Consider the following 23,288-nt stretch of genomic DNA (forward strand, 5'->3'; position numbering starts at 1 on the left):
TTATTCAACTCGTATTGATTTACTTTTTCATTTATTTCCAATCATTATTTAGCAGGTTCTACTACTGCATTTGACTCACTATCCATTGAATCCATAACTACTTTCATCAAAGGATTAGCAATTTTAGCGAGTGCCTCTCTTGTATAGCTTTGAGGTTTTTTCATTGTAAGATACAAAATATATTCTGGATTATCTGCTGGTACCATTTCTACAACAGAATAGGTGTAATCCGTTAAACCAGCCATATAACCATTTTCTCCAGTAATTTGCGCGGTTCCTGTTTTAGCCGCTACATGATAGCCTGGTACCGTGTATACATCATAAGCAATACCATAATTAGGATCTTCTACTGTGTCAATCATGTATGTTCGAATATCGCTTGCTGCTTGTGGCGTTATCACTGGTTGACCAACTTTTTCAGGTTGGGTTACTTTTTCTTCACCAGTATTTTTATCAACGATTTTGCTGATATATTGTGGTTTCAGCATTGATCCGTCATTAGCAATCGCTGTATAAGCTTGCATCATTTGAAAGTTCGTTACAGAAACAGCTTGTCCAAATGATGACATTGCCAAATCGACCCAGTTATCTCCTGGAAGCTCACCAGCAGCTTCTCCTGCTAAACCTGAATTTGTCGATTTTCCAAAACCAAATTTTTCTAAATAACTTTTCCACACTTGACCAGTAGGATCCATAGCCTGCTCTAACGTAAGCATTCCGACATTACTGGACCAAGAAATTGCTTGTCGGAACGTCAACGGCCCAACTGCACCGTAATCATGGTCATTTACCGTACGGTCGTCAAGCTTATAGCCGCCTGCTGGGTAATTAAAGGTTGTGTTGGGGTTGAATTTGCCTTCTTGCATTGCGGCGGCAGCTGTAAAGAGTTTCATCGTAGAACCTGGCTCAAATTTATCTTCTACTAATATATTGCGCCAAACTGTATCTTTCCCTAAGCCTTCTTTGGTTTCAGGATTGAAGGATGGACGTTGAGACATAGCAAGTATTTCACCAGTCTTCGCTTTCATCAGCATCGCCGTCATGTCTTCCGGCTTATATTCTTCAACAACGGGATCTAACAATGATTCCAGCTGACTTTGTATACGACTATCTATTGTTGTATAGATATCTTTACCGTCAACAGCTTGCTTTTCATTCGCAACTGTCCCTGGTAATGGATTACCGTACACGTCTTTTTCATAATCAATCTTGCCGTCTTGACCCTTTAAAATGTCATTGTAAGATTTTTCTATACCCATTTTTCCTACTAAACCTTTTGAATCGTCCTCTGCATCAGCAGAGTCAGTATAGCCGATAAAATGAGAAGCAAAGACACCATTTGGATAGATTCTTGCTGGATGTCCTTCAAAATAAAGTCCTGCAACTTTATTTTTCTTTAAGTCATCTTCAATTTTTTGTCTTGTTTCTAAAGTAATATTTTTCCCTTTAGTCCCAAACTCGACTTGAAACTTAACTGTACCATCTTCATTTACGCCATCATTCAAATATTTTAGTACTTCATCTTTAGATAATTCTGTATTTCTATCTAAAATTTCAGCTAATGTTTGAAAATCTTTTTTCTGAGCATAAAGCTTTTTATTTTCTTCGCCTAGATACGTTTCTGATAAAATAGCATATACGGAATATGACGTAGCATCTTCTGCAATCACTTCACCATTGCGGTCTAATATCGCACCTCTTTTAGCTTTGACAACTCTACTGCCTTGATATAGGTTCGCTGTTTTTTCTGGCAAAGAAACCCCTGCGACTTTTCCCACTGCAACAATATACGTTAATCTAAAGGCAAATAAAAAGAACAATCCAATACTCGTAGCAAATAAAATAATGCCTACTTTTTTACGATTGTTCATTGGATTTAAGTTCTTCTTTTTGACAAAATTCTTTATTTTATTTGTTTTGCTCATCTATTTCACTTTCCTTATATTTCCTTGTATTTTCTTATTTCACTTTTTTTATGTTCTCAATGTTATCAGAAAGACCTTTGTTTTTCGCAACTTCCTTGATACGATCTGCTTTTGATAATTCATTTTTTTGTTGCTCTAATTTCAATGCAGATTCTTCTTTTTCTTGGATTGTTGCTTGTGTCTCAGTGATTTGGTTCGTCATTTGTGTAATAGATGTACGTACTTGAATGGTGAGAATTGCTATTCCAATAATCGCTACTAACAATAAAAAGCCGATTGCCTTTTCTAAAAGTGAGATATTTCTCAACTTCCTTTTCGGAGATTGGGGTAGGTCAACATTTCTTTGAACTTTAGGTTCATTATCTGGACCTATGACTGGTTCATCCATCACTGGAATATCATATTGAAAATCTTCCATTTTTTTTAACTCAGCCATGTCGGTACCCCTTTCTTTATAGGTTTAATTTAACTTTTTCGGCAATTCTTAATTTAGCACTTCGCGAGCGATTATTCTCAGCCAACTCAGTCTCACCTGGTAAAATTGGCTTTCTAGTAATTACTTTTAACTCTGGTTGAAATTCTTCTGGAACTACGGGTAGTCCAGGTGGTAAATCCTGCATCGTACTATATTCTTTAAACATGCTTTTCACAATTCGGTCTTCTAATGAATGAAAAGTAATCACACTGATTCGACCGTTTTTGTTTAATAAAGCAATGGCTTGTTCTAAAGATTCTTCTACAACGCCCAGTTCATCATTCACTGCAATTCGAATGGCTTGAAAAATTCGTTTTGCTGGATGTCCGCCTTTACGTCTAGCAGGCGCTGGAATTGCAGATTTTATAATTTCTACTAATTCACCAGTTGTTTCGATGGGCGCTTTTGCACGTACCCGTTCGATTTCTCTAGCAACTTGTTTAGAGAATTTTTCCTCCCCATAACGGAAGAAAATCTTCACTAATTCATGATAGCTGTAGTCGTTAACGACTTGGTAAGCAGATAACTCTGCGTCCTGATCCATCCGCATATCTAGCGGTGCATCTTGGTGATAACTGAATCCACGCTCAGCTTCATCCAACTGAGGTGAAGAAACACCTAAGTCGTATAAAATACCATCGACATGATAAATCTCCTGATTCGCTAATTCTTCTTTTAAATGTCGAAAATTCGACTTGATAAAGGTCACCATACCTCGATCAACGTATTCTTTTAATCGTTGTGCTGCAAAATCCAATGCTTTTTGGTCTTGATCGAACGCATATAAATGTCCTTGTTCGCCTAATTGTGAGAGCAAGTACTCACTATGACCTGCACCGCCCAATGTGCAATCGACATAAATGCCGTCTTCTTTCACATGTAAGCCGTCAACTGTTTCTTTTAGTAAAACAGTATAATGCTGAAAATCCTCTGTCATAATGCTCCTCTTTCTAAAAACCAAAATCAATCATTGTTTCTGCAATTTCATCAAAGTTCTCTTCAGCTTCTGTAGAAAATTCTTGCCAGCGGGCTTCATCCCAAATCTCGATTCGATTTGAAACACCGATAATCACGCAAGCTTTCTCCAAACTACCATGTGTTCTTAAAGCCGCTGGGATATTGATCCTACCTTGCTTATCGATATCACATTCTGTAGCAGCCGAATAAAAAAAGCGGACAAACGTACGGGCATCCTTCTTGGCTAGAGGCATTTCTTTTAACTTCTCCTCTAATTGTTCCCATTCAGACATTGGATAACCAAATAAACAGCCATCCATTCCTCTTGTTACCACAAACTTCTCACCTAACTGGTCGCGAAATTTAGCTGGTACGATGAGTCGGCCTTTGGCATCTATATTATGTTGAAATTCACCCATAAACATAGCCAATTTTCCCCACTTTTCCACTTGATAGAAACAGTCTACCACATCCCGCCACTTTCTACCACCAAAAACAGTGAATCTTCCACCATTTAATGGTTATTTAAAAAACTTGTAATATTTCAATGTACAGGACAATAATATAAAAAAGCGGTATCAATACCTATGTAATTGATTTTCAAAGGATTTTAGCTTTTTATTTTTATGTTAAATTTCTCATAAAAATATTACAAATAAAAATGGTGGGGAGAAGTGGGAGGTATCTGCTGCCACCATTTTTATTTTATGAAAAATAATGAAAGATATTCAATAAAACAAGTACTGCATATAAAACCAAACTCAAAAGAAAGACCAAGCGCCAAAACATTTTAAAGTATCTGCCATAAAGGATCTCACCATAATAGTAAGCTTGAAAGACTGCCACGCAAATACCTAATAGTAAAACTGAAATGACCATATAAGGGACAATTGATTGCCCATAACTATCTTTTGACAATTCATTTAATCCTATGAATAAAAATGGAATTGAGATATCTGGCGCTTTCACTTTAAAACGCTCTGTCAATGAGAACGTTGAAATAATAAAATTACACGCAAATAAGACAATTACTGGAAAAACATACCAAAAAAGCATAATGACTGAAAACGACACCATTTACTAACAATTCCTTTCGTAACACACTTTATTAACTATACTTTATTTTCTTTACACACATGTTTCATTTCGTTTAAAAGTTCGTGCCTAAATAATACTAAATTAAAAGAGCTTTATTTCCCAAAAACTCACCAACTCTATTATAATGGAGCTATAGTAGTTTTATAAAAAAAGAGGTGGCATTTTGATTAATTATTTAAAGATAGAAAACGGTCAGCTAATCCCTTCTCATTCAGATACAGACGAAACGGTATGGCTCGCTGTAGAAAAACCGACGGAAGAAGAAGTTGACCAATTAGTCACGACTTATAAACTTCCTAAAGATTATATCACAGGTGTGCTAGATGATAACGAAAATTCTCGTTTTGAAGGTCTGCATCAAAATACTTTAGAAAAACCCGCTTTGATGTTACTTCAATATCCCCATGCAACAATCAGTCCTAGCGGCTACACTCAGTTAGATACATTCCCTTTTGCCATTATTTTGACAACCGATGGAAAAGTCATCACTGTGATCAATAATTCGGCAGATTTTTTAAAACAAACATTTACTACACCTATCCCTAATAGTGAATTACCCATTCAAGAATCCTTGATTTTATACCTATCTTGGCAAATATCGACTTGCTACAACCGTTTTTTAAAAGAATTGATTGTGCAAACAAATAAGCTTGAAGGCGAATTGAAAGTTTCAACCGAAAACAGTCAACTTTATCAAATGATGGACATCCAAAAAAGTTTAGTTTATTTTGAATCTGCTATAAATTCCAATTTAGAGGTTTTAAATATGCTCTATAACGCGAGAATATTCACAGATCCTAGAGCACATTTGCCTAAGCTTCATGATATTCTGGTAGAAACAAAACAAGCCGCAACGACTACCAGCATTCAACTTAAACTTGTTGATAAAGTTAGCGATACATTTTCAGCGATCGTTTCAAATAATCTAAATAACGTCATGAAGATCTTGACTTCATTAACGATCGTCCTAACGATCCCCACGATCATCGGTGGAATATTCGGTATGAACGTAAAATTACCGTTCGCCAATCGAGAAGATGCCTTTTTTTGGATCTTTGTTGTCACAACAGGAACATGTATTTTCGTGATTCGACGGCTAAAAAAACGAAACCTTTTGTAAAATTTCTAGTTGCTGATTTTGGTAAAACGTTGTAAACTAGAGAAAGTAAAGAATAAGGATGTGTATAATCAATGAACGATAAAAAGACAAGTACGTTTTCTAAAGTCACTAAAGTCGTTGTTTGGTTGATGCTAATTGCCATTGCCGGCTCAACAATCTTGACTGCTATAATGAGTTTACGATAATCAACTAAATAAACATTAAGTGGGAAGAATGATCGATGTCTAACGTCGTTTTTCTTCCCACTTTTTTGACACATTAAAAACAGCAAAAAGCGCTTTACAACACTTGATTTTTAACAAGTTTTAGTAAAGAGCTTTTCAATTTATTTCGTTAACTTTTCCGTTCTTTTCCAGCCATATTCAACAATTCTTTTGCATGTTCAATTGTCAGTTTAGTGATCTCGCTTCCTGAAAGCATACGGGCAATTTCTGCTACTCGCTCATCTTGTTTCAGTCTTCTAACTTTTGTTTCTGTCCGCTCACCAATAATTTCTTTTTCGATAAAATATTGATAATCTGCAACGGCCGCCACTTGAGGAAGGTGAGTAATACATAGTACTTGTGAGTTTTCAGAAATCTGATAGATTTTATCTGCGATGGCTTGTGCCACGCGACCGCTAACACCTGTATCAACTTCATCAAAAACAATACTCGTAATTCCTTGAGATTTAGAAAATATTGTTTTTAATGCTAACATCACTCGAGACAGCTCGCCACCAGAAGCGACTCTTACTAAAGGTTTTAACGGCTCTCCCGGATTTGTGGTAATATAAAACTCGACTTGATCCAGTCCTTCTTCTGTGAACTGTTCTTCTGATAATTCTGTAAAACGGATATCAAAAACCGTTCGTTCCATGTACAATTCTTTTAATTCTCTTAAGATATTTTTTTCTAGTTTTTTTGCGATTTTTTTTCTACTATCCCTTAACTTTAAGCCATTTTCAATCACTTGATTTTTCTTTTCAACCAGTAGTGTTTCCAACTCGCCAGTCCGACCTTCCAGAAAATCAGCGTCTGCCAATTCTTGGGTGATTTCCTGATAATAAGCAAGGATTGATTCAATTGATTCGCCATACTTTCTTTTCATCTGACGGATAAGTTCAAGTCTCGTTTCTACTTCGTTTAAGCGGTTTTCATCTAACTCTAAGCTATCGATATGCCGAGACAAGTCGCCGCTAGCTTCTTGTAAAAGATAATAACTATTTTGAACAGCTTCAGATATCGCTTTATACTCTGGATCAAGCATCTCGATCGATAGTAATTCATTCATCGCATAACCAATCTTATCCAAACTACTATCGCCGTCTCCATTGACTGCTTCATAACTTGCCGCTAAAGCATCTGCGATTTTTTGAAAATTCCCTAGCTTATTTCGTTCTTCGATCAATTGTTCTTCTTCACCTAAAACGAATTCAGCCGCAGCTATTTCATCACTTTGAAACTGTAACATATCCATACGTTGAGCAAATTCTTTTTCATTTTTTTGTCTGTTTCTAACTTTTTTTTCGATCATCCGGTATTCTGAGTAAATTCTTTCATATTGCTCTTTTATCTTGAATAATTCTTTGCCGCCAAAGTCATCTAACATGCCTAAATGTTTTTCGCTTTGCATCAATTCTTGGTGTTCATTCTGACCATGGATATCAACTAAAAATTCACCGATTTTTCGTAAATTTGCGATATTGATGATTCGGCCGTTGACACGACAAACATTTTTACCAGAAGTTGAAATATCTCGCTGGATCACGATCGACTCTTCATCTGTTTCAATTCCCAATTCTTCTAAAAGGTTCACCAACTCTTGGTTTTTCGGCATTGTAAACAAGCCTTCCAGCGTGCATTTAGAAGCGCCTTGACGGATGTAATCACTAGATCCTCGACCACCTGTCAGCAAGCCCATTGCGTCAATAATAATTGATTTACCTGCGCCTGTTTCTCCTGTTAAAACCGTCATTCCCATCTGGAATTCTAATTGTAATGAAGATATGATCGCAAAATTCTTTACAGAAAGTTCTTGCAGCATTTTTATTCACCTCGATTTTATAAATATCGGAAAAATTCATTTTTTAAAAATTCAGCATCTTTTTCGGTCCGTGCAATAATCAGCACGCCGTCGTCATCATTGAGTGTTGCAAAGACAATTTCTTTGTAGTGTTTTTCGATTAAGTTAGATGCGGCTGCAGCGTTCCCTGGTATAGTACGCAAAATAACATGCTTTTCCATCTGATCCACTGAAACAAATGCATCTTTCATTAATTTTTCTAATTTTATAGAAGTATCTTCCTTTGTTTCTGCGGGAATACTGTAACGATAACCGCCATCTATGGATGGGACTTTGATCAATTTCATTTCTTTGATATCACGAGAAATCGTTGCTTGTGTCACTTCAATGCCTTTTTCTTCTAGATACGTAACAAAATCTTCTTGTTTTTGGATATTTTTATCAGCTAATAAGCGAGTAATCAAACGATGCCGATCTTTTTTTCTCATAATAACTTACTCCTTTTCCTAATGATCCGTCTTTCAAATTCTAGCCCTTCAGCACTTAGAATTAAAAGCGAGTGTCACCTTTTCTATATCGTTTTGCCTAATTAAACAGTAACACTTCTTTTTCGATTCATTTCCATTTTATCATAGCGTATTTTTATTCATTTTGAAAGCATAAAAAATAAGGCTGAAACAAAACGCTGAACGCTTTATCCCAGTCTTATCCATTAAATCTTGTAGTCAAAGAAAAAATTAAGTTTCCTCTATCTATTTTTGCAAACTAACCTTTCAACTTCTTGTGAGCCGCTTCAACAACAGCAGTAATCTCTGTCGAAAGATCTTTAGGCTCAGACGTTTTTTCAGAAGTCAGATAAGCTAAAAATTCAATGTTTCCTTCTCCACCAGTGATAGGTGAATAATCCAACCCGCTAACAGAATACCCATGCTCTTGGGCAAATGAAAGAATGTCATTTAAAACAAATTTATGTGTTTCTGGTTCACGAACAATTCCTTTTTTGCCTACAAGCTCTTTGCCAGCCTCAAATTGAGGTTTGATCAAAGCAACTACTTTGCCACCTGGTTTCAAAATTTTGTGCAATGGAGGTAAGATTAATTTAAGCGAAATAAATGATACGTCAATGGTCGCAATATCTGGTACACCTTCTTGAAAATCTTCTGGTGTGCTATAACGAAAATTCGTCCGTTCCATCACAACTACTCGGTCATCTTGGCGAATTTTCCATGCTAATTGATTGTAGCCAACGTCCAAAGCATAGCTCAATCGAGCGCCATTTTGCAAAGCTACATCAGTAAAGCCGCCAGTTGAAGCACCGATATCCAACATGGTTTTACCCGTCACATCTAATTCAAATACCTCCAACGCTTTTTCCAATTTCAAACCGCCGCGGGAAACATAAGGCAGCGTTTGACCTTTTACTTGCAATGGCGTTTCGATCAAAATCTTCTCACCTGGTTTATCCAATCGTTCGTTTTTATCGTTATAAACGAGGCCTGCCATCACAGCACGTTTGGCTTTTTCTCTTGTTTCAAATAACCCTTGAGTAAACGCTAAAATATCGACGCGCTCTTTTTTCATAAGTGCCTTCTTTCTATCATAACTGCAATTGTTCTAATAATTCTTGTAATAATTCTGACTGAAATGCCAAGCTTGTTTGTTTTATTTTTTCTAAAGTATCACTACCCATTGATAATTGTTCTTTCAGCGCTTCTTTGGCACCATCTAATCCAAGTAAGCTTGGGTAAGTACTCTTGTTTAAGGCTTCATCACGTCCAACTTGTTTGCCTAATTCTTCTTCTGAACTCGTTGCATCCAACAAATCATCTTTGATCTGAAACGCTAAACCTAAATGTTTGGCAAAAACACCTAATAAATCAACCACTTCTTCTGGTTGCTCGGCTAAAATCCCACCAGCTAATAGAGCGAACTCGATCAAAGCCCCCGTTTTCTTTTCATGAACATCTGCTAGTTCAGATAATGACAATGATCGTTCTTCTCCTTGTAAATCCCCAGCTTGCCCTGCAACCATGCCTTGTGTACCAGCCGCTTTGCTTAGCAGTTGAATCAACAATATTTTTTGATTTGCCTCGATTTGACTAATCGCGACTAATTGAAAAGCGGCAGTAAGCAAGCCATCGCCCGCTAAAATCGCATGTGCTTCACCAAATACTTTATGATTTGTCGGTTTTCCACGACGCAAATCATCATCATCCATCGCTGGCAAATCATCGTGGATCAACGAGTAGGTGTGGATCATTTCTAAAGCTGCGGCAACTTGATAATCATGTATCTGCACGTCTTTATTAAACGAACGAATCGTAGCTAACACTAAAAGTGGACGAAACCTTTTGCCTCCAGCATGAATCGAATACAACATTGCTTTTTTTAACTGGTCGTTTGCAGTATATTCATTGATAAAATTTTCCATTTCTTTTTCAATAAGCGGTAAACTTTGCTTACGAAAATCATTGAAAGCTTCCATCAATTGTCCTCACTCTCTTCAAACGAAACTTCTTCATTATTTTCCGTCATAACTTTTGTCAGTGTCTTTTCAGCTTTTTCCAATGTATCTTGGCACTGTTTGCTTAAAACCATCCCTTCTTGAAAAGCGGCTAGCGCTTCTTCTAAAGGAACATCTCCACGCTCTAAACGTTGGACGATTTCTTCTAATTCAATTAATGATTCTTCAAATGTTTTTTCGACTGCTTTTTCTTTAGCCATCTTTTTACTCCTCTTCAGTGGGTGTTATTTTTTCAATCACGGTATCTACTATGCCATCCACATAATGGATTTGAATTTTTTCTTTTGGTTGCAGTTCATTGACTGACTTGATCACTTGCTGCTCTTTGGTTGTATAACTATATCCTCTGCCCATGATTTTTAATGGACTTAACAAATCCAATTGTTGAACAGCAGAAGTAAATTGTTTTTCTTTATCCTTCATGTATTGTTCCATACGATCATGAAGCGATTGGCTCAAATACTTTAGTTGCTGCTGCCCTTCTCTGATTTGACCTTGAGGTGTTTGTTGTCTAAATTGGGCAATAATTTCTTGCGCTGTCCGTTGTTTTTGATGGTAAACAGTTTCCATGGATTGAATCAAGCGTTGTGTGATTCGATCTAATTTAATTGTTTGTCCTTCATATAAACGGTCTGGTTGCTTAAATACATATGAATTTTTCAACCGTTGATATCGTTCATTTTTTTGTTGCAATTGGTAGAGAAAACTTTGCTCTAAGCGCGTTTGCCGATCTTTGATTTTTAGTAGTTCTTCGTTCAGCACAGGAACAGCTAATTCTGCTGCTGCAGTCGGTGTCGCCGCTCTCACATCGGCTACCATATCGGCAATCGTAACATCTGTCTCATGCCCCACTGAAGAGATAACCGGTGTCTTTGCTAGGTAAATCGCTCTAGCCACTCGTTCTTCATTAAACGGCCACAAGTCCTCGATCGAACCGCCACCACGACCGATAATCATCGTGTCAAAGGTCCCTAATTCTTCAATGCGGTGAATATTGCGGACAATATCGTCAGCAGCTTGATCTCCTTGGACCAGCGTGGGGAATAAAACAAGTTGTGCGATCGGGTATCTTCTTTTGACTGTCGTAATAATATCTCGGATGACCGCACCACTTGGACTTGTAACAACCGCAATTCGTTTAGGATATCTAGGCAATATTTTTTTAGGACCTTCGAATAAACCTTCTTTGCCTAATTTCTCACGCAACTCTGCCAAAGCTTGATATAAAGCCCCAACGCCATCTGGTTCCATATGTTCTACATAGATTTGATAAGATCCGCCACTTTCATACAATGAAATACGACCAACTAAAAGAACTTTCATCCCTTCTTTTGGTTGAAATTTTAGCTTCTGAAATGCCGATTTAAACATAATTGCCGAAATCTTTGCTCCATCATCTTTTAAACTAAAATACTGATGAGCATTAGGGCGCAGACGAAAATTGGAAATTTCTCCAGTCAAATAAACCCGTTCCAAATATGGATCAGCATCAAATTTACGTTTCAAATATTTTGTTAAGGCTGTAACTGTTAAATATTGCTGCTCCATCTTCTCACCTTACTTTTGTTTTTTAGCGGCCTCTACCGTTTGATACATCAACATTGTGATCGTCATTGGTCCAACGCCTTTTGGTACTGGTGTGATAAAGCTTGCAATCGGTGACACTTCATCGAATTTTACATCGCCGATTAATTTCCCATTCTCGTCTCGATTCATGCCGACATCGATCACGACCGCACCAGGTTTTATAAATTCTTTTGTCACAAAATGCCCGCGACCAATTGCTACAACTAAAATATCTGCTTCTCTAGCCACTGCTGGTAAATCAACGGTTCTTGAGTGAGCAATCGTAACTGTAGCGTTTTTCATCATCATAAGTTGCGCCATTGGTTTGCCAACAATATTACTTCGACCGATCACGACTGCTCGTTTTCCCTCTAAATCAATATTATAAGCTTCAAACATTTTCATAATGCCATATGGTGTACAAGGAATCATCGTTGGTTCGCCAATAAATAGGCGCCCCATATTCATCGGATGAAAACCATCGACATCTTTTTTGGGATCAACAGTTAACAACACTTTTTCTTCATCGATGTGCTTAGGTAACGGCAACTGAACTAATATTCCATGGTATTCTGGATCTTGGTTATATTGTTCGATCACAGCAAGCAATTCAGTTTCAGAAATCGTTTCAGGCAAACGTTCGATTTTTGAACGGATACCGATTTTAGCAGCTGCTATGTCTTTATTTTTCACATACGTTTGACTGGCCTGATTTTCACCAACTAATAAAACAACTAAACCTGGACGAATGCCTTCTTTTTCAAGTTCTTGCACTTCTTCTTTGATCTGCGCCTGCATTTTATCTGCTAATTCACGACCGTTGATTAACTCTCCCATAAGCTCACTCCTCGTTTTTGTCTATATTCTTTTATTTTAGCATAATTCAGCTAGTCTTAACACTCTATAATCTCTATCTCCTTGAATTGTACGTCAATGAAACTTCTCTCCCTTTGGTCGCCAAGTATTGTTCATCATCTACTCTGGCAGAGCCAATCGTAGTCCTTCGATTTTTAGAGCTTTAGCTCTCGGAGATTGATGAGATAGATGTAGTCAAAACGTAGTGGAGTGATTCACTAGTAAAGTTACTTCTCTCCCTTCGGTCGCCAAGTATTGTTCATCATCTACTCTGGCAGAGCCAATCGTAGTGATTCACAACAAAAAAGATTCAAAGTATTTCTACTTTGAATCAATCTCTTTCATCACATTCGCTAAAACGCCGTTAACGAACTTTCTAGAACGGTCATCACTATATTTTTTGGCAAGCTCAATCGCTTCATCTAAAGCAACTGTGTTAGGAACATCCCCAACATAAAGCATTTCAAAAATAGCCATACGCAAAATAATCAAATCCATCTTCGCAATACGTGTGATCGACCAGTTATTACCTAAATGTCTTTTGATAATCTCGTCAAGTTCTGCTTTACGATCACAAACGCCGCCTACCAATAAGTCTAAGTAAGTTGGGATAAATTCTTCCCCATCTTCACTAATGATTTCTTGATTATCTAACTCCAATGCATAAGAAATCGCATCTTGTTTTGTTAAGTCAACATTAAAATCTAAAGGAAACAACGCTTGAAGCGCCTTTTCACGAATCTCATGACGAGTGAAACTTGGCTTACTCATTTTCTCCCTCATCTTCCGGGAATAATTCATCAAAATCTGGTTCAGGTAGCTTTTCAGGAACTACTGCTACTACGTGAATATTCACTTCCACTAAATCGATGTCTGTCATGAACAAGACTTGCTGTTTCACACGATCTTGCATTTCTAACGCCACTTTAGGTACCGAGATACCATAATTTAAGTAACAGTAAATATCGACTTTCAGACCTTCTTCTTCGGCTCTTAAATAAACGCCTTTACCGTGAGCAGCACGGCCAAGAAATTCTGTTACATTATTAGCAAATGTTCCACGCATACCATATACGCCATCTACTTTAGATGCTGCAATACCAATAATGACTTCAATTACTTCTGGTGCGATAACAATTTCACCTAAAGAGTCTTTTGTATTGATCACTAGATTTTTTTCTTCAGTCATTTTAATCCTCCTTATAATATAGGTAACAACGTTCCGCTTCACTACACCTTGTACTTTTCAACATCAGTTCATTTCATTCACTGTGTTTCAAAGCTAAAGCATAGCAGGCTCGTCCAGTCTCAACAGGAAAATCAGAGAATGACGTTTTTTTCGTCACAATTCAATTACCTATCTATGTTTCCATTCTTCCCTAGTTTATCATTAATCAGCTTGTTTCGCTACCAAAAAAACGATGAGAAAATGAGTCGAAAACATTTTATAAAATTATCAATTCCTTAGGCGAATGTGTCAAAACACGATTCCCTTCTTTCGTAATCAATAAATCATCTTCAATCCTAACACCGCCAAGACCAGGTAAATAGATACCAGGTTCGTCAGTAATCACATTTCCAGCAACAAATTGTTTATCTGCTCTAAAGGAAACATTTGGTCCTTCGTGAATTTCTAAGCCAATACCATGACCTGTGCTATGGCCAAACGCCTCACCATACCCATAAGAAGCAATATAATCACGTGCGATTGCGTCTAATTGAATCCCAGTTAAACCTGGTTTTGCTTCATCTAATACTTTTAATTGCGCTTCTAAAACGATTTGATAAATGTCTTTCAGTTTACTATCAGGCTCGCCAATTGCAAATGTCCGGGTCATATCTGAAACATATCCTTGATAATAACAACCAAAATCCAACGTAATCAAATCACCTTTTTCGATAATTTTTTCACTTGCAACACCGTGCGGCATAGCAGAACGGACACCACTTGCAACAATCGTTTCAAAAGAAACGCTCGTTGCACCTAAAGAACGCATATAAAAATCTAATTGGTTGGCGATTTCAATTTCTGTCATGCCGGGTTTGATTACTGTTAAAATATGTTTAAACCCTAGATCGGCAATACTGCAGGCTTTTTCAATGATCGCAATTTCTTCTTCATCTTTGACCTCACGAAGTTCTTCAATTAGACCTGCTACTGGAATTAGATCACAAGGCGTGATTTCTTCTAACAAACTATATTCCGCAAAACTAACAAATGTTTCTTCAAACGCTAAATTAGCCAACTGTTCTTTTTCTGCAATTGCTACAACTTCATCATAGATTGGACCGGTATTTTGAATGATCTCAAAGCCCTGTGCTTGCTCTGCTGCTTGCTCTGTATAACGAAAATCCGTTACAAAAAAGGCTTTATCTAACGTGATCACTGCGAGTCCTGTTGTTCCAGTAAAATTTGTTAGATAACGCAAATTATACGGACTTGTGATTAAAAAACCTGAAAGATCATTTTTTTTCATTAATGCTCTTAATTTATTTACTCTTACCATCATTTTTTCATCCTTCTTTCCTAATAAGTTCTTCTCTATTATAGCAAATAATGATTTTGAAAAACACCGAAGACCTACAACCTCTAAATTATTCTAAAGTTTCTACTCTACAAGCCGTATTTTACCATTTTTTAATTTCTTTTCGTTATAGTGTGCTTTGAAAGTGAGGTCACTAATGAAAAAACGATATTTTATCTATTTATTTATAGCAGCGATTATCGGCATGACTCTCTATGCCTTTTTTATAGAGCCGAAAAGAATTGTCACACACAACTACACAGTAGGAAATAACGAGGGTCAAAAACCAGTTAAAGTAGTACAGATTTCAGATATTCATATTCAAGAAAAATACCCCGTTGCACAACTAGAAAAAATCGTTACCAAAGTCAACAACGAGAAACCCGACATCATTTTATTTACTGGGGATTTATTTGATAATTATGCTTTATATGGCCCATCTGAAGAAGTGACTGCAGCCTTAAGCCGCTTAAATGCTCCTTTAGGAAAATATGCCGTTTGGGGTAATCATGATTATGGTGGTGGTGCTGCTCATGTTTATCCAGAAATCCTAGCCGCTGCTGATTTTCAACTACTGGAGAATTCCGGAACCAACCTTTCATTACCTAACGGAAAATCGCTTTACATAGCTGGCTTGGATGATTCATTACTAGGCAACTCTTCTGTTACCGATGCACTAGCAGATCGTCAAAGTGATTATACTATCTTACTAAGTCATGAACCGGACAAAGCGGATTCAGCGCTCGATCAAAACGTTCAGTTGATTTTATCTGGTCACAGCCATGGTGGACAAGTTAAACTTCCTTTTCTAACAATCAAAAACGTGATGGCCGAAAAATATTTTGATGGCTTTTATAATTTAGCTAATGATACAACGTTGTATGTCAATACAGGTTTAGGTACCACAAAAATTCCAGCACGATTTAGAGTCCCACCAGAAATTGCTGTTTTCGACCTGTATGTTTAATTTTTTTCCACAAACGAGTAGCCCAAAATAATTATATTTTGGGCTACTCGTTTCCTGTTAGTTTATAAATTTAGCCTAGTACTTTAACACGACCACCGATTTTGTCAGCGAATTTTTCTGCGTAATTTTTAGTTTGAAAGATTCGAACACGATTTTTATCTCTTGTACGTTGTCCGTCTTTACCAATATACCCATGTAATACTTTTACAGCGTACATCGTCATTCCCCCTTTCTTTTTCATGGATAATAGCTTTCAAAAAACTATCTCCAACTATTGCTGATAATTAACTATAACCAAAAGAACTTAATTCAAACATAAAAATCTTTGAATAAATGATGAACAGTTATTAAGAAAAAATGAAGGACAATTAAATTTGATTAAGAATATTTATTACACTAGAAAAAATAAAAAGAGCAGAGATCAATCATCATCCCAACTCCTTATATCTCTCTTTATCAAAAAAGTCTAAGCATTCTCTCTAGACTAAACAATAATATCTTTCGTTTTTTTATCCATGTGTATCCTAGCTGTCCATGTTTCAAATGTAACTAGTACAGGTTCTGAATGATTTAATTCTTTTTGATAGCTTGATAATTTAGGTTCAATCGCTTCTACTGACTCAATTTGTTCGATCGTAAACTTCCCTTTTAAAAGCAGACTTTCATGTTTAATTTCCTCATAACAACAAACAGATCCATTCTGATTACTTTGAATGTTTTTAGCTGTTTCCCCATTCCCATCCAAATAAAATTGTAGCTTTAATAAGCCTTCTCTCCATAGCGGTTCAGAAACAGCAATAACCGTTGGAAAATCACGTATATCAATTGTTGAAATCAAAAATATGGTGCTTGAATTTAATAACCTGACAATTCGCTCATGTATTTCCATTGTTGAAGGCCCCCCAATTAAGATTCTACTAATTATAACAATTTTATATCAATTTAGGAAAGCTGGCCCCTCTTTTAAATCAAATTTCGCTTAACTAAGCAAAAAATAGCTGGTTAAAACAAAAGCAATGACGACTTTCGTTTTAACCTTTTCTATTAATTCATTTAATCATTCGCTTCTTTTAACCAATTACTTTGTCGGCTTGCACTTAAAATCATTCTACAGATTGGCCCTACAAGTAATAACTGTAGCGGTAATGCCATAATAAGGTTTGTAGCAAATGCACCGACGTAATAACTTAGGAATTTTTCTGTGAAACCAAATTGCATAAAAACACCATACATCGACATAAAAAAAACCATTCCTAAAACCATGCAGCTGGAAACAGCAATGATCATCTGGATTTTTTTCTCTTTATTGATAGGTAAAGCAAAAGCAATTTTCTTAGCTGGTGACGAAACAATTAAGACATCAAATATAAACGCTACAATAAATCCTGGCACCAAGCCACCAAATAAATTGCTTAATGAAAATTGTCCGTGCAATAAAAGATTATAGGCGCTCATAGAAATCACCATGGAAAAACAGACAATCGTTGTGAAGAAGATTCCTTCTTTTTTGTTTTGCGGCATACATACACTCCTCTTTTTTTAATAACAGAGTTTATGCTATCATAAAAAAAAAATTCTCGTAAGTTAAATTTTTCTAATCATTTTATAATGTTATTAATTTAAGACTAGGTACTTTTCTAGATGTACAAAAAAAGTTCTATCCCTTACTGAATAAGGAATAGAACCGATCAGTTCAAAAATTATTGAGCTACTGCTGGGTAAACAGACACTTGTTTTTTGTCACGGCCTTTACGTTCGAAACGTACTACACCGTCTACTTTAGCAAATAAAGTGTCGTCGCCGCCAATACCTACGTTAGCACCTGGGTAAATTTTAGTTCCGCGTTGACGGTATAAAATTGATCCACCAGTTACAGTTTGTCCATCAGCACTTTTAGCGCCTAAGCGTTTAGATTCTGAATCACGTCCGTTGGAAGTAGAACCTCCACCTTTTTTGTGGGCGAATAATTGTAAATTCATGTTTAATAACATAGTCTGCACCTCCTATTTTTCGTTTATGGTTTTGACTTGAATAAATTCAAGATTTTCTTGCTCGACTGCTTGTAGACCTAATAAAAGGTTTTCCAAGAGAATTTGGGCAATGTTGGTTTGTTCCTGATTGGCATTTGAAATCACTTCAACATAAAGGTAACCACCTTCATCTTCATTGGTTTCGACAATCGGTTCAAAACCAGCTAGCGCATCGATACCATTGACCGTGCTGATTGTTAGGGCAGACACAGCTGCACAAACAATATCACTGCCATATGGACCTGATTCAGCATGCCCTGAGACTTCAAAAGAAACGATTTGGCCTGCGCCATTTCGTTTAAAAGAACTTTTAATCATTGATAGGCCTTCTTTCCTATGCAACTTAAAAGAATTATGCGTTGATTGCGTTGATTACAACTTTTGTATATGGTTGACGGTGACCTTGTTTGCGGTGAGTGTGTTTTTTAGGTTTGTATTTGAAAGTCACGACTTTCTTTTGTTTGCCGTGTTTTTCTACAGTTCCTTCGACAGTTGCACCTGCGACAGTTGGAGCTCCTACTTTCGTAGATTCGCCACCCACTAAGATAACTTCGTCAAAAACAACTTTTTCGCCAGCTTCTACGTCTAATTTTTCAACGTAAATTGCTTGACCTACCTCAACTTTTACTTGTTTACCACCAGTTTTGATAATTGCGTACATGCTATACAGCACCTCCTTCTTCTAGACTTAGACTCGCCATCCCAAGTGATAACGATATGTCATACTTAAAACTTGTTCTGTGCGGTTGTAGCTGTGGAGTCCACAATTACAACATTAGTATCATATCAAAATAAGGAACAAGAGTCAATAAAAACTTAGTTATTTAGCGTTATAAATCACTTTTCAAAAAAACTTTCTTGTTATTTCTAATTTATGATTGACTTTATTTTGGATGTTCATTATAATAAATTCTGTTGCGTTATTACTTTGCGCCAATAGCTCAGCTGGATAGAGCACTCGCCTTCTAAGCGAGCGGTCGGGAGTTCGAATCTCTCTTGGCGTATTATTTTAAACGTTTATATTAAAAAAACACCAATCATCAGATTTTTTCTAATGATTGGTGTTTTTTTATTTTTCTATTTTCTTACTAAGAAAGTTCGACCTTTCCTGTATACAATTGATGATAGATTCCCTTTTCCTCAAGTAAATCTTCGTGACTGCCTCGTTCAATGATTCTTCCATGATCCATTACCATGATTGCATCCGAATTTTGGATAGTTGATAAACGATGGGCAATGACAAAAACAGTTCTGCCTTTCATCAAACGATCCATCCCAGCTTGTACATGCTTTTCCGTTCTTGTATCAATACTGGATGTTGCTTCATCCAAGATCATTACAGGTGGATCTGCAATCGCAGCTCGTGCAATGGACAATAATTGGCGTTGCCCTTGAGATAGACCTTCGCCGTCCCCAGTAATCACTGTATCATATTTATCGGGTAGGTTATTGATAAAATCTTCTGCATTCGCTAACTGAGCCGCTTCAATCACAGCTTCATCAGATGCGTTTAACTTCCCATAACGAATATTCTCACGAATCGTGCCTGTAAATAAATGAGTATCCTGTAAAACAATCCCTAATGATTTTCTCAAAGAACTTTTTTTGATTTTCTTCACATTGATTCCATCATAACGGATTTTTCCTTCTTGAACATCGTAGAAACGATTGATCAAATTTGTGATCGTTGTTTTCCCTGCTCCTGTGGCCCCAACAAATGCGACTTTTTGACCTGGTTCAGCGTAGAGATTGATATCTTTTAATACTCGACTTTTATCTGTATAGCCAAAAGAGACATCCTCAAAACGTACGTCACCAGTTAATTCCGTATAGGTCACCGAGCCATCATTATGAGGGTGTTTCCATGCCCATAAGCCTGTCCTAGTGTCACTTTCAACAAGTTTATTTCCTTGTCGCTTCACATGAACTAACGTCACATAACCATCATCCACTTCTGGCTTTTCATCAATCAACGTAAAGATGCGATCTGCCCCAGCTAACGCCATAATCACAAAATTGATTTGTTGAGAAACTTGACTGATCGGCATATTCAATGAACGACTTAATTGAAGAAAAGAAGCGATCATCCCAATTGTCAGACCCGAAACACCATAAACTGAAAAAATACCACCAACTACTGCTAAGAGTACATATTGAATATTTAGCAAATTCATCATGATCGGCATTAAGCTATTCGCATATTTATTAGCTTGGGTAGCACTTTGTCGCAATTCTTCGTTGATTACTTTAAACTGTTTGATTGTTTGCGGCTCGTGATTAAAAATTTTCACCACTTTTTGTCCATGCATTATTTCTTCGATGAATCCATTTACACGCCCTAAATCCCGTTGTTGCTTCCCAAAATGACGACTGCTGCGCCCTGCAATTATCCTAATCGTCATGATCATTATGGAAACAGAAACCATTACAACTAAGGTCAGTGGAACACTGATCGTAAACATGGCAATAAACACACTGATAAAACTAACAACTGCTGCCACTAAATTAGGAATACTTTGTGAAATCATCTGACGCAACGTATCTGTATCATTCGTGAAATGGCTCATGATATTCCCGTCAGAATTTGAATCAAAATAGCGGATTGGCAATGTTTCAAGATGAGTAAACATTTCATCCCGAATTGTTTTTTGTGTTCCTTCACTGATACGCACCATGATCAGGTTAAAGCCTAAGTTTGCAATGATCCCAACACCATAAATCAGTGCCATCGTTGTAATTGCCTTTAATAATCCAGAAAAATTAGGATTACTTTGACCCAGTAACGGTGTGATATAATCATCGATCACCACTTGTAAAAATAGCGAACCTCGTACATTGGCAAAGGTACTTAGTAGGATGAGTACCAGTACTAATATCAGTTGGAACTTATAATTCTCAAACATATATGAAAATAGCCGTTTCAACGTTTTTAAAGGATCTTGACTTTTGGGAATCCCTTTTGTTTGTTCATCACGCATCTTCTTCACCAAATCCTTTCTGTTGAGACTCATAAACTTCTTGATAAATCTGATTATTAGCCAATAATTCATCATGTGTTCCGATAGCATTGATCAAGCCTTTATCCATCACAACAATACGATCTGAATCTTGAACAGAAGAAACGCGCTGTCCTATGATAAACGTCGTTGTTCCAGGGATTTCTTGTCTCATCCCTTCTCTGATCAGACGATCTGTTTTCGTATCTACAGCACTCGTTGAATCATCTAAAATCAAAATTTTCGGTTTTTTTAACAATGCGCGAGCAATACATAAACGTTGTTTTTGGCCACCCGAAACATTGTTTCCGCCTTGAGAAATCATCGTGTCATATTTATCTGGAAATTCTTCGATAAAACTATCTGCCTGAGCAATTTTACACACTCTGATCAAATCCTCATCTGTCGCCCCTTCATTACCCCAGCGTAGATTTTCTTTGATTGTTCCAGTAAACAATACATTATTTTGTAAAACCATACTGACTTGATCACGCAATGATTTCAGATCGTAATCCCGCACATCATGTCCACCAACTTCAACTGAGCCTTGTGTCACATCATATAATCTTGGAATCAACTGAACTAAAGTCGATTTAGAACTACCTGTTCCACCAACGATTCCGATCACTTCACCTGATTTTATTTCTAAATTTGCATGCATCAACGCCAATTTTTCAAGATCATTGGCATAACTGAAACAAACATCTTTAAAACGAACAGAGCCGTCTGGAATTTCATAAAGTGGATCTGCATTGTTTTTTAAATCACTTTCTTCTGATAAAACTTCCGTAATCCGCTCAGCAGAAGTCCTTGCAATAAGTACAATTACAAATACCATTGATAACATATTTAAACTCATTAAAATCTGCATTGTGTAAGTAAACATACTGACTAATTCACCAGTCGTCAACGTACCGCCTACCACGAATTTCGCCCCTAACCATGAAATCAGCAACATACACGTGTAGACTGCAAACTGTAAAATAGGATTATTAAAAGCAACGATACTTTGCGCTTTTGAAAATGTTTTGTAAATATCCTTAGAAACTGCTTTGAATTTTTCATCCTCATGTTTTTCTCTCACATAAGATTTAACAACACGAATCCCTTGTAAATTTTCTTGAACTACGTTATTTAATTTATCGTAGATCCGAAAAACCTTATTGAAATTCGGATGAGCAAAGTAAATAACTGCTGCTAAACCAATCATCAAAAATGGCACAACGCCTAAATAAATCAATGATAAATCCTTATTGATACTATACGCCATCGCTAATGAAAAAATCATAATCAACGGACTACGAACTAACAGTCGAATAATCATTTGATAGGCATTTTGAACATTCGTCACATCCGTTGTCATCCGTGTGATCAAACTTGAGGTGGAAAAACGATCAATGTTTGAAAAAGAAAACCCTTGGATACGATCAAATAATTGATCTCGTAAATTTTTGGCAAACCCGGCTGAAGCGATAGCCGCGTAACGACCGGACATCGCACCAAAAAACAACGCAATAATTGCACAAATAAATAAAATCGCCCCATACATTAAAATAGCTTTTGTATCACCTTTTTCGATTCCATTATCGATCATCATCGCCATGACTAAAGGAATGATGATATCTAAAATCACTTCCCCCGTTACATAAATTGGTGTAATAATACTTTCTTTTTTATAGACCCCTATATTGGCAATCATTTTTTTTATCATGTAATCCGTTCACCTTCCTTATTTATTTTCTTGCTATTTTCTGATAGTTTTTCCATTACATCAAAAAAAATTGTTACATGTTCTTCTGAAATCCCTTGAACAAGTAACTCATCGAATTTATGTAACTTCACGATGTTTTCTTTGACTCTTTGTTGTCCTAGTTCCGTTAAAATAATCGTTTTGTATCGGTTGTCTTCTTTGTAACTTCTTCGTTCGATAAATAAACGTTTTTCCATAGTTTGTAGTAGACCTGTTGCAGTGGAACGCCGAATATCGAATTCTTGTTCTATGTCTTTTTGGTAGACGGGTACTTGTTGACTATTGCGACGGTGGATGAAATTAAGAATGCGCATTTGGATACTTGATGAAGCTTCGCCATCTTCTTTTAAGATTTCTGCTGCTTTTCGGTTTAGTTCATTGGCTAGGATTCTGATTTTTAGACCGATTTTTCTGTCCATGATTTACCTCCTTGCAATATAGTTCGGTTCCTAACTATATTACGATAAGTGTAATCGAATGGTCAAGGTTTATTTAA

Annotated in this window: 27 protein-coding genes, 1 tRNA gene and 1 other annotated feature; of the genes, 4 read left to right on the forward strand and 24 right to left on the reverse strand. The window is 36.7% G+C overall.

Annotated features, from left to right (window positions below):
* Positions 1-44: 44 nt before the first annotated feature.
* From BCR21_RS09565 to BCR21_RS09585, 5 genes are all read right to left on the reverse strand, one after another.
* Positions 45-1,925 (reverse strand): peptidoglycan D,D-transpeptidase FtsI family protein, encoded by a 1,881-nt coding sequence (locus BCR21_RS09565; RefSeq protein WP_069646239.1) that lies wholly within the window; start codon positions 1,923-1,925, stop codon positions 45-47.
* 34 nt (positions 1,926-1,959) lie between these two features.
* Complete coding sequence (ftsL, locus tag BCR21_RS09570) at positions 1,960-2,361, reverse strand: cell division protein FtsL (protein WP_069646240.1); 402 nt, start codon at positions 2,359-2,361, stop codon at positions 1,960-1,962.
* A gap of 16 nt (positions 2,362-2,377) precedes the next feature.
* Complete coding sequence (gene rsmH / locus BCR21_RS09575) at positions 2,378-3,337, reverse strand: 16S rRNA (cytosine(1402)-N(4))-methyltransferase RsmH (protein ID WP_069646241.1); 960 nt, start codon at positions 3,335-3,337, stop codon at positions 2,378-2,380.
* A gap of 13 nt (positions 3,338-3,350) precedes the next feature.
* Positions 3,351-3,782 carry a division/cell wall cluster transcriptional repressor MraZ gene (gene mraZ / locus BCR21_RS09580; protein WP_069646474.1) on the reverse strand — a complete coding sequence of 144 codons (432 nt, stop codon included), beginning with the start codon at positions 3,780-3,782 and terminating at the stop codon, positions 3,351-3,353.
* Positions 3,783-4,062: 280 nt separating this feature from the next.
* A complete protein-coding gene (locus BCR21_RS09585) occupies positions 4,063-4,434 on the reverse strand; it encodes a DUF3397 domain-containing protein (protein WP_069646242.1) in 372 nt (123 codons plus the stop codon).
* A 184-nt stretch (positions 4,435-4,618) separates the two neighbouring features.
* On the opposite strand from BCR21_RS09585, the gene BCR21_RS09590 reads away from it, so the two are divergent.
* Entirely contained in the window at positions 4,619-5,575 is a 957-nt protein-coding gene (locus BCR21_RS09590; protein WP_069646243.1) for a magnesium transporter CorA family protein, read from the forward strand.
* A gap of 71 nt (positions 5,576-5,646) precedes the next feature.
* Positions 5,647-5,760, forward strand: a complete 114-nt coding sequence (locus BCR21_RS16670; RefSeq protein ID WP_071868151.1) for a DUF4044 domain-containing protein — start codon at positions 5,647-5,649, stop codon at positions 5,758-5,760.
* A 148-nt stretch (positions 5,761-5,908) separates the two neighbouring features.
* On the opposite strand, the gene recN is transcribed toward BCR21_RS16670, so the two are convergent.
* The 10 genes from recN to BCR21_RS09640 form a co-directional block, all read right to left on the reverse strand.
* Complete coding sequence (recN, locus tag BCR21_RS09595; protein WP_069646244.1) at positions 5,909-7,600, reverse strand: DNA repair protein RecN; 1,692 nt, start codon at positions 7,598-7,600, stop codon at positions 5,909-5,911.
* A 17-nt stretch (positions 7,601-7,617) separates the two neighbouring features.
* Entirely contained in the window at positions 7,618-8,067 is a 450-nt protein-coding gene (locus BCR21_RS09600; RefSeq protein WP_069646245.1) for an arginine repressor, read from the reverse strand.
* 277 nt (positions 8,068-8,344) lie between these two features.
* The gene (locus BCR21_RS09605; RefSeq protein WP_069646246.1) at positions 8,345-9,160 is read right to left on the reverse strand and encodes a TlyA family RNA methyltransferase; all 816 of its coding nucleotides are present in this window, start codon (positions 9,158-9,160) and stop codon (positions 8,345-8,347) included.
* Positions 9,161-9,176: 16 nt separating this feature from the next.
* On the reverse strand, positions 9,177-10,064 hold the full coding sequence (locus BCR21_RS09610) for a polyprenyl synthetase family protein (RefSeq protein WP_069646247.1): 888 nt from the start codon (positions 10,062-10,064) through the stop codon (positions 9,177-9,179).
* Positions 10,064-10,303: an exodeoxyribonuclease VII small subunit gene (locus BCR21_RS09615; RefSeq protein ID WP_069646248.1), complete on the reverse strand. Its 240-nt coding sequence runs from the start codon at positions 10,301-10,303 to the stop codon at positions 10,064-10,066. Before BCR21_RS09615 ends, BCR21_RS09610 begins: the two co-directional genes overlap by 1 nt.
* A gap of 4 nt (positions 10,304-10,307) precedes the next feature.
* Entirely contained in the window at positions 10,308-11,651 is a 1,344-nt protein-coding gene (gene xseA / locus BCR21_RS09620; protein ID WP_069646249.1) for an exodeoxyribonuclease VII large subunit, read from the reverse strand.
* 9 nt (positions 11,652-11,660) lie between these two features.
* Positions 11,661-12,506 carry a bifunctional methylenetetrahydrofolate dehydrogenase/methenyltetrahydrofolate cyclohydrolase gene (locus BCR21_RS09625; RefSeq protein ID WP_069646250.1) on the reverse strand — a complete coding sequence of 282 codons (846 nt, stop codon included), beginning with the start codon at positions 12,504-12,506 and terminating at the stop codon, positions 11,661-11,663.
* Positions 12,507-12,845: 339 nt separating this feature from the next.
* The gene (gene nusB, locus BCR21_RS09630) at positions 12,846-13,295 is read right to left on the reverse strand and encodes a transcription antitermination factor NusB (RefSeq protein WP_069646251.1); all 450 of its coding nucleotides are present in this window, start codon (positions 13,293-13,295) and stop codon (positions 12,846-12,848) included.
* A complete protein-coding gene (locus BCR21_RS09635; protein ID WP_010771224.1) occupies positions 13,288-13,713 on the reverse strand; it encodes an Asp23/Gls24 family envelope stress response protein in 426 nt (141 codons plus the stop codon). The genes nusB and BCR21_RS09635 overlap by 8 nt, the downstream gene beginning before the upstream one ends.
* 256 nt (positions 13,714-13,969) lie before the next feature.
* Complete coding sequence (locus tag BCR21_RS09640) at positions 13,970-15,034, reverse strand: M24 family metallopeptidase (protein WP_069646252.1); 1,065 nt, start codon at positions 15,032-15,034, stop codon at positions 13,970-13,972.
* A 172-nt stretch (positions 15,035-15,206) separates the two neighbouring features.
* On the opposite strand from BCR21_RS09640, the gene BCR21_RS09645 reads away from it, so the two are divergent.
* Positions 15,207-16,016 (forward strand): metallophosphoesterase, encoded by an 810-nt coding sequence (locus BCR21_RS09645; protein ID WP_069646253.1) that lies wholly within the window; start codon positions 15,207-15,209, stop codon positions 16,014-16,016.
* Positions 16,017-16,086: 70 nt separating this feature from the next.
* Here the strand turns inward: BCR21_RS09645 and BCR21_RS17005 are convergent, their stop codons facing one another.
* The 6 genes from BCR21_RS17005 to rplU all read right to left on the reverse strand — a co-directional run bounded on the left by BCR21_RS17005 (position 16,087) and on the right by rplU (position 18,707).
* Entirely contained in the window at positions 16,087-16,233 is a 147-nt protein-coding gene (locus BCR21_RS17005; protein WP_167351776.1) for a hypothetical protein, read from the reverse strand.
* A gap of 267 nt (positions 16,234-16,500) precedes the next feature.
* Positions 16,501-16,905 (reverse strand): hypothetical protein, encoded by a 405-nt coding sequence (locus BCR21_RS09650; RefSeq protein ID WP_069646254.1) that lies wholly within the window; start codon positions 16,903-16,905, stop codon positions 16,501-16,503.
* Positions 16,906-17,069: 164 nt separating this feature from the next.
* The gene (locus BCR21_RS09655; protein ID WP_069646255.1) at positions 17,070-17,537 is read right to left on the reverse strand and encodes a DUF2798 domain-containing protein; all 468 of its coding nucleotides are present in this window, start codon (positions 17,535-17,537) and stop codon (positions 17,070-17,072) included.
* Between the two features lie 179 nt (positions 17,538-17,716).
* Positions 17,717-18,007, reverse strand: coding sequence for a 50S ribosomal protein L27 (gene rpmA, locus BCR21_RS09660; protein ID WP_069634418.1), 291 nt, complete (start codon positions 18,005-18,007; stop codon positions 17,717-17,719).
* 12 nt (positions 18,008-18,019) lie between these two features.
* The gene (locus BCR21_RS09665) at positions 18,020-18,364 is read right to left on the reverse strand and encodes a ribosomal-processing cysteine protease Prp (RefSeq protein WP_069646256.1); all 345 of its coding nucleotides are present in this window, start codon (positions 18,362-18,364) and stop codon (positions 18,020-18,022) included.
* Positions 18,365-18,398: 34 nt separating this feature from the next.
* On the reverse strand, positions 18,399-18,707 hold the full coding sequence (rplU, locus tag BCR21_RS09670; RefSeq protein ID WP_010762829.1) for a 50S ribosomal protein L21: 309 nt from the start codon (positions 18,705-18,707) through the stop codon (positions 18,399-18,401).
* Between the two features lie 19 nt (positions 18,708-18,726).
* Positions 18,727-18,804, reverse strand: a sequence feature (ribosomal protein L21 leader region).
* A gap of 172 nt (positions 18,805-18,976) precedes the next feature.
* On the opposite strand from rplU, the gene BCR21_RS09675 reads away from it, so the two are divergent.
* Positions 18,977-19,050: transfer RNA gene (locus BCR21_RS09675), tRNA-Arg, on the forward strand.
* 84 nt (positions 19,051-19,134) lie between these two features.
* Here BCR21_RS09675 and BCR21_RS09680 read toward each other — a convergent pair.
* Genes BCR21_RS09680 through BCR21_RS09690 form a run of 3 tightly spaced genes read right to left on the reverse strand, consistent with a single transcriptional unit; the run spans position 19,135 to position 23,211 of the window.
* Entirely contained in the window at positions 19,135-21,024 is a 1,890-nt protein-coding gene (locus BCR21_RS09680; RefSeq protein ID WP_069646257.1) for an ABC transporter ATP-binding protein, read from the reverse strand.
* Entirely contained in the window at positions 21,017-22,753 is a 1,737-nt protein-coding gene (locus BCR21_RS09685) for an ABC transporter ATP-binding protein (RefSeq protein ID WP_069646258.1), read from the reverse strand. The genes BCR21_RS09680 and BCR21_RS09685 overlap by 8 nt, the downstream gene beginning before the upstream one ends.
* Positions 22,750-23,211 carry a MarR family winged helix-turn-helix transcriptional regulator gene (locus BCR21_RS09690; protein WP_069646259.1) on the reverse strand — a complete coding sequence of 154 codons (462 nt, stop codon included), beginning with the start codon at positions 23,209-23,211 and terminating at the stop codon, positions 22,750-22,752. Before BCR21_RS09690 ends, BCR21_RS09685 begins: the two co-directional genes overlap by 4 nt.
* Positions 23,212-23,288: the final 77 nt, after the last annotated feature.

Source organism: Enterococcus ureasiticus (genome assembly GCF_001730285.1).
Classification (GTDB): domain Bacteria; phylum Bacillota; class Bacilli; order Lactobacillales; family Enterococcaceae; genus Enterococcus_L; species Enterococcus_L ureasiticus.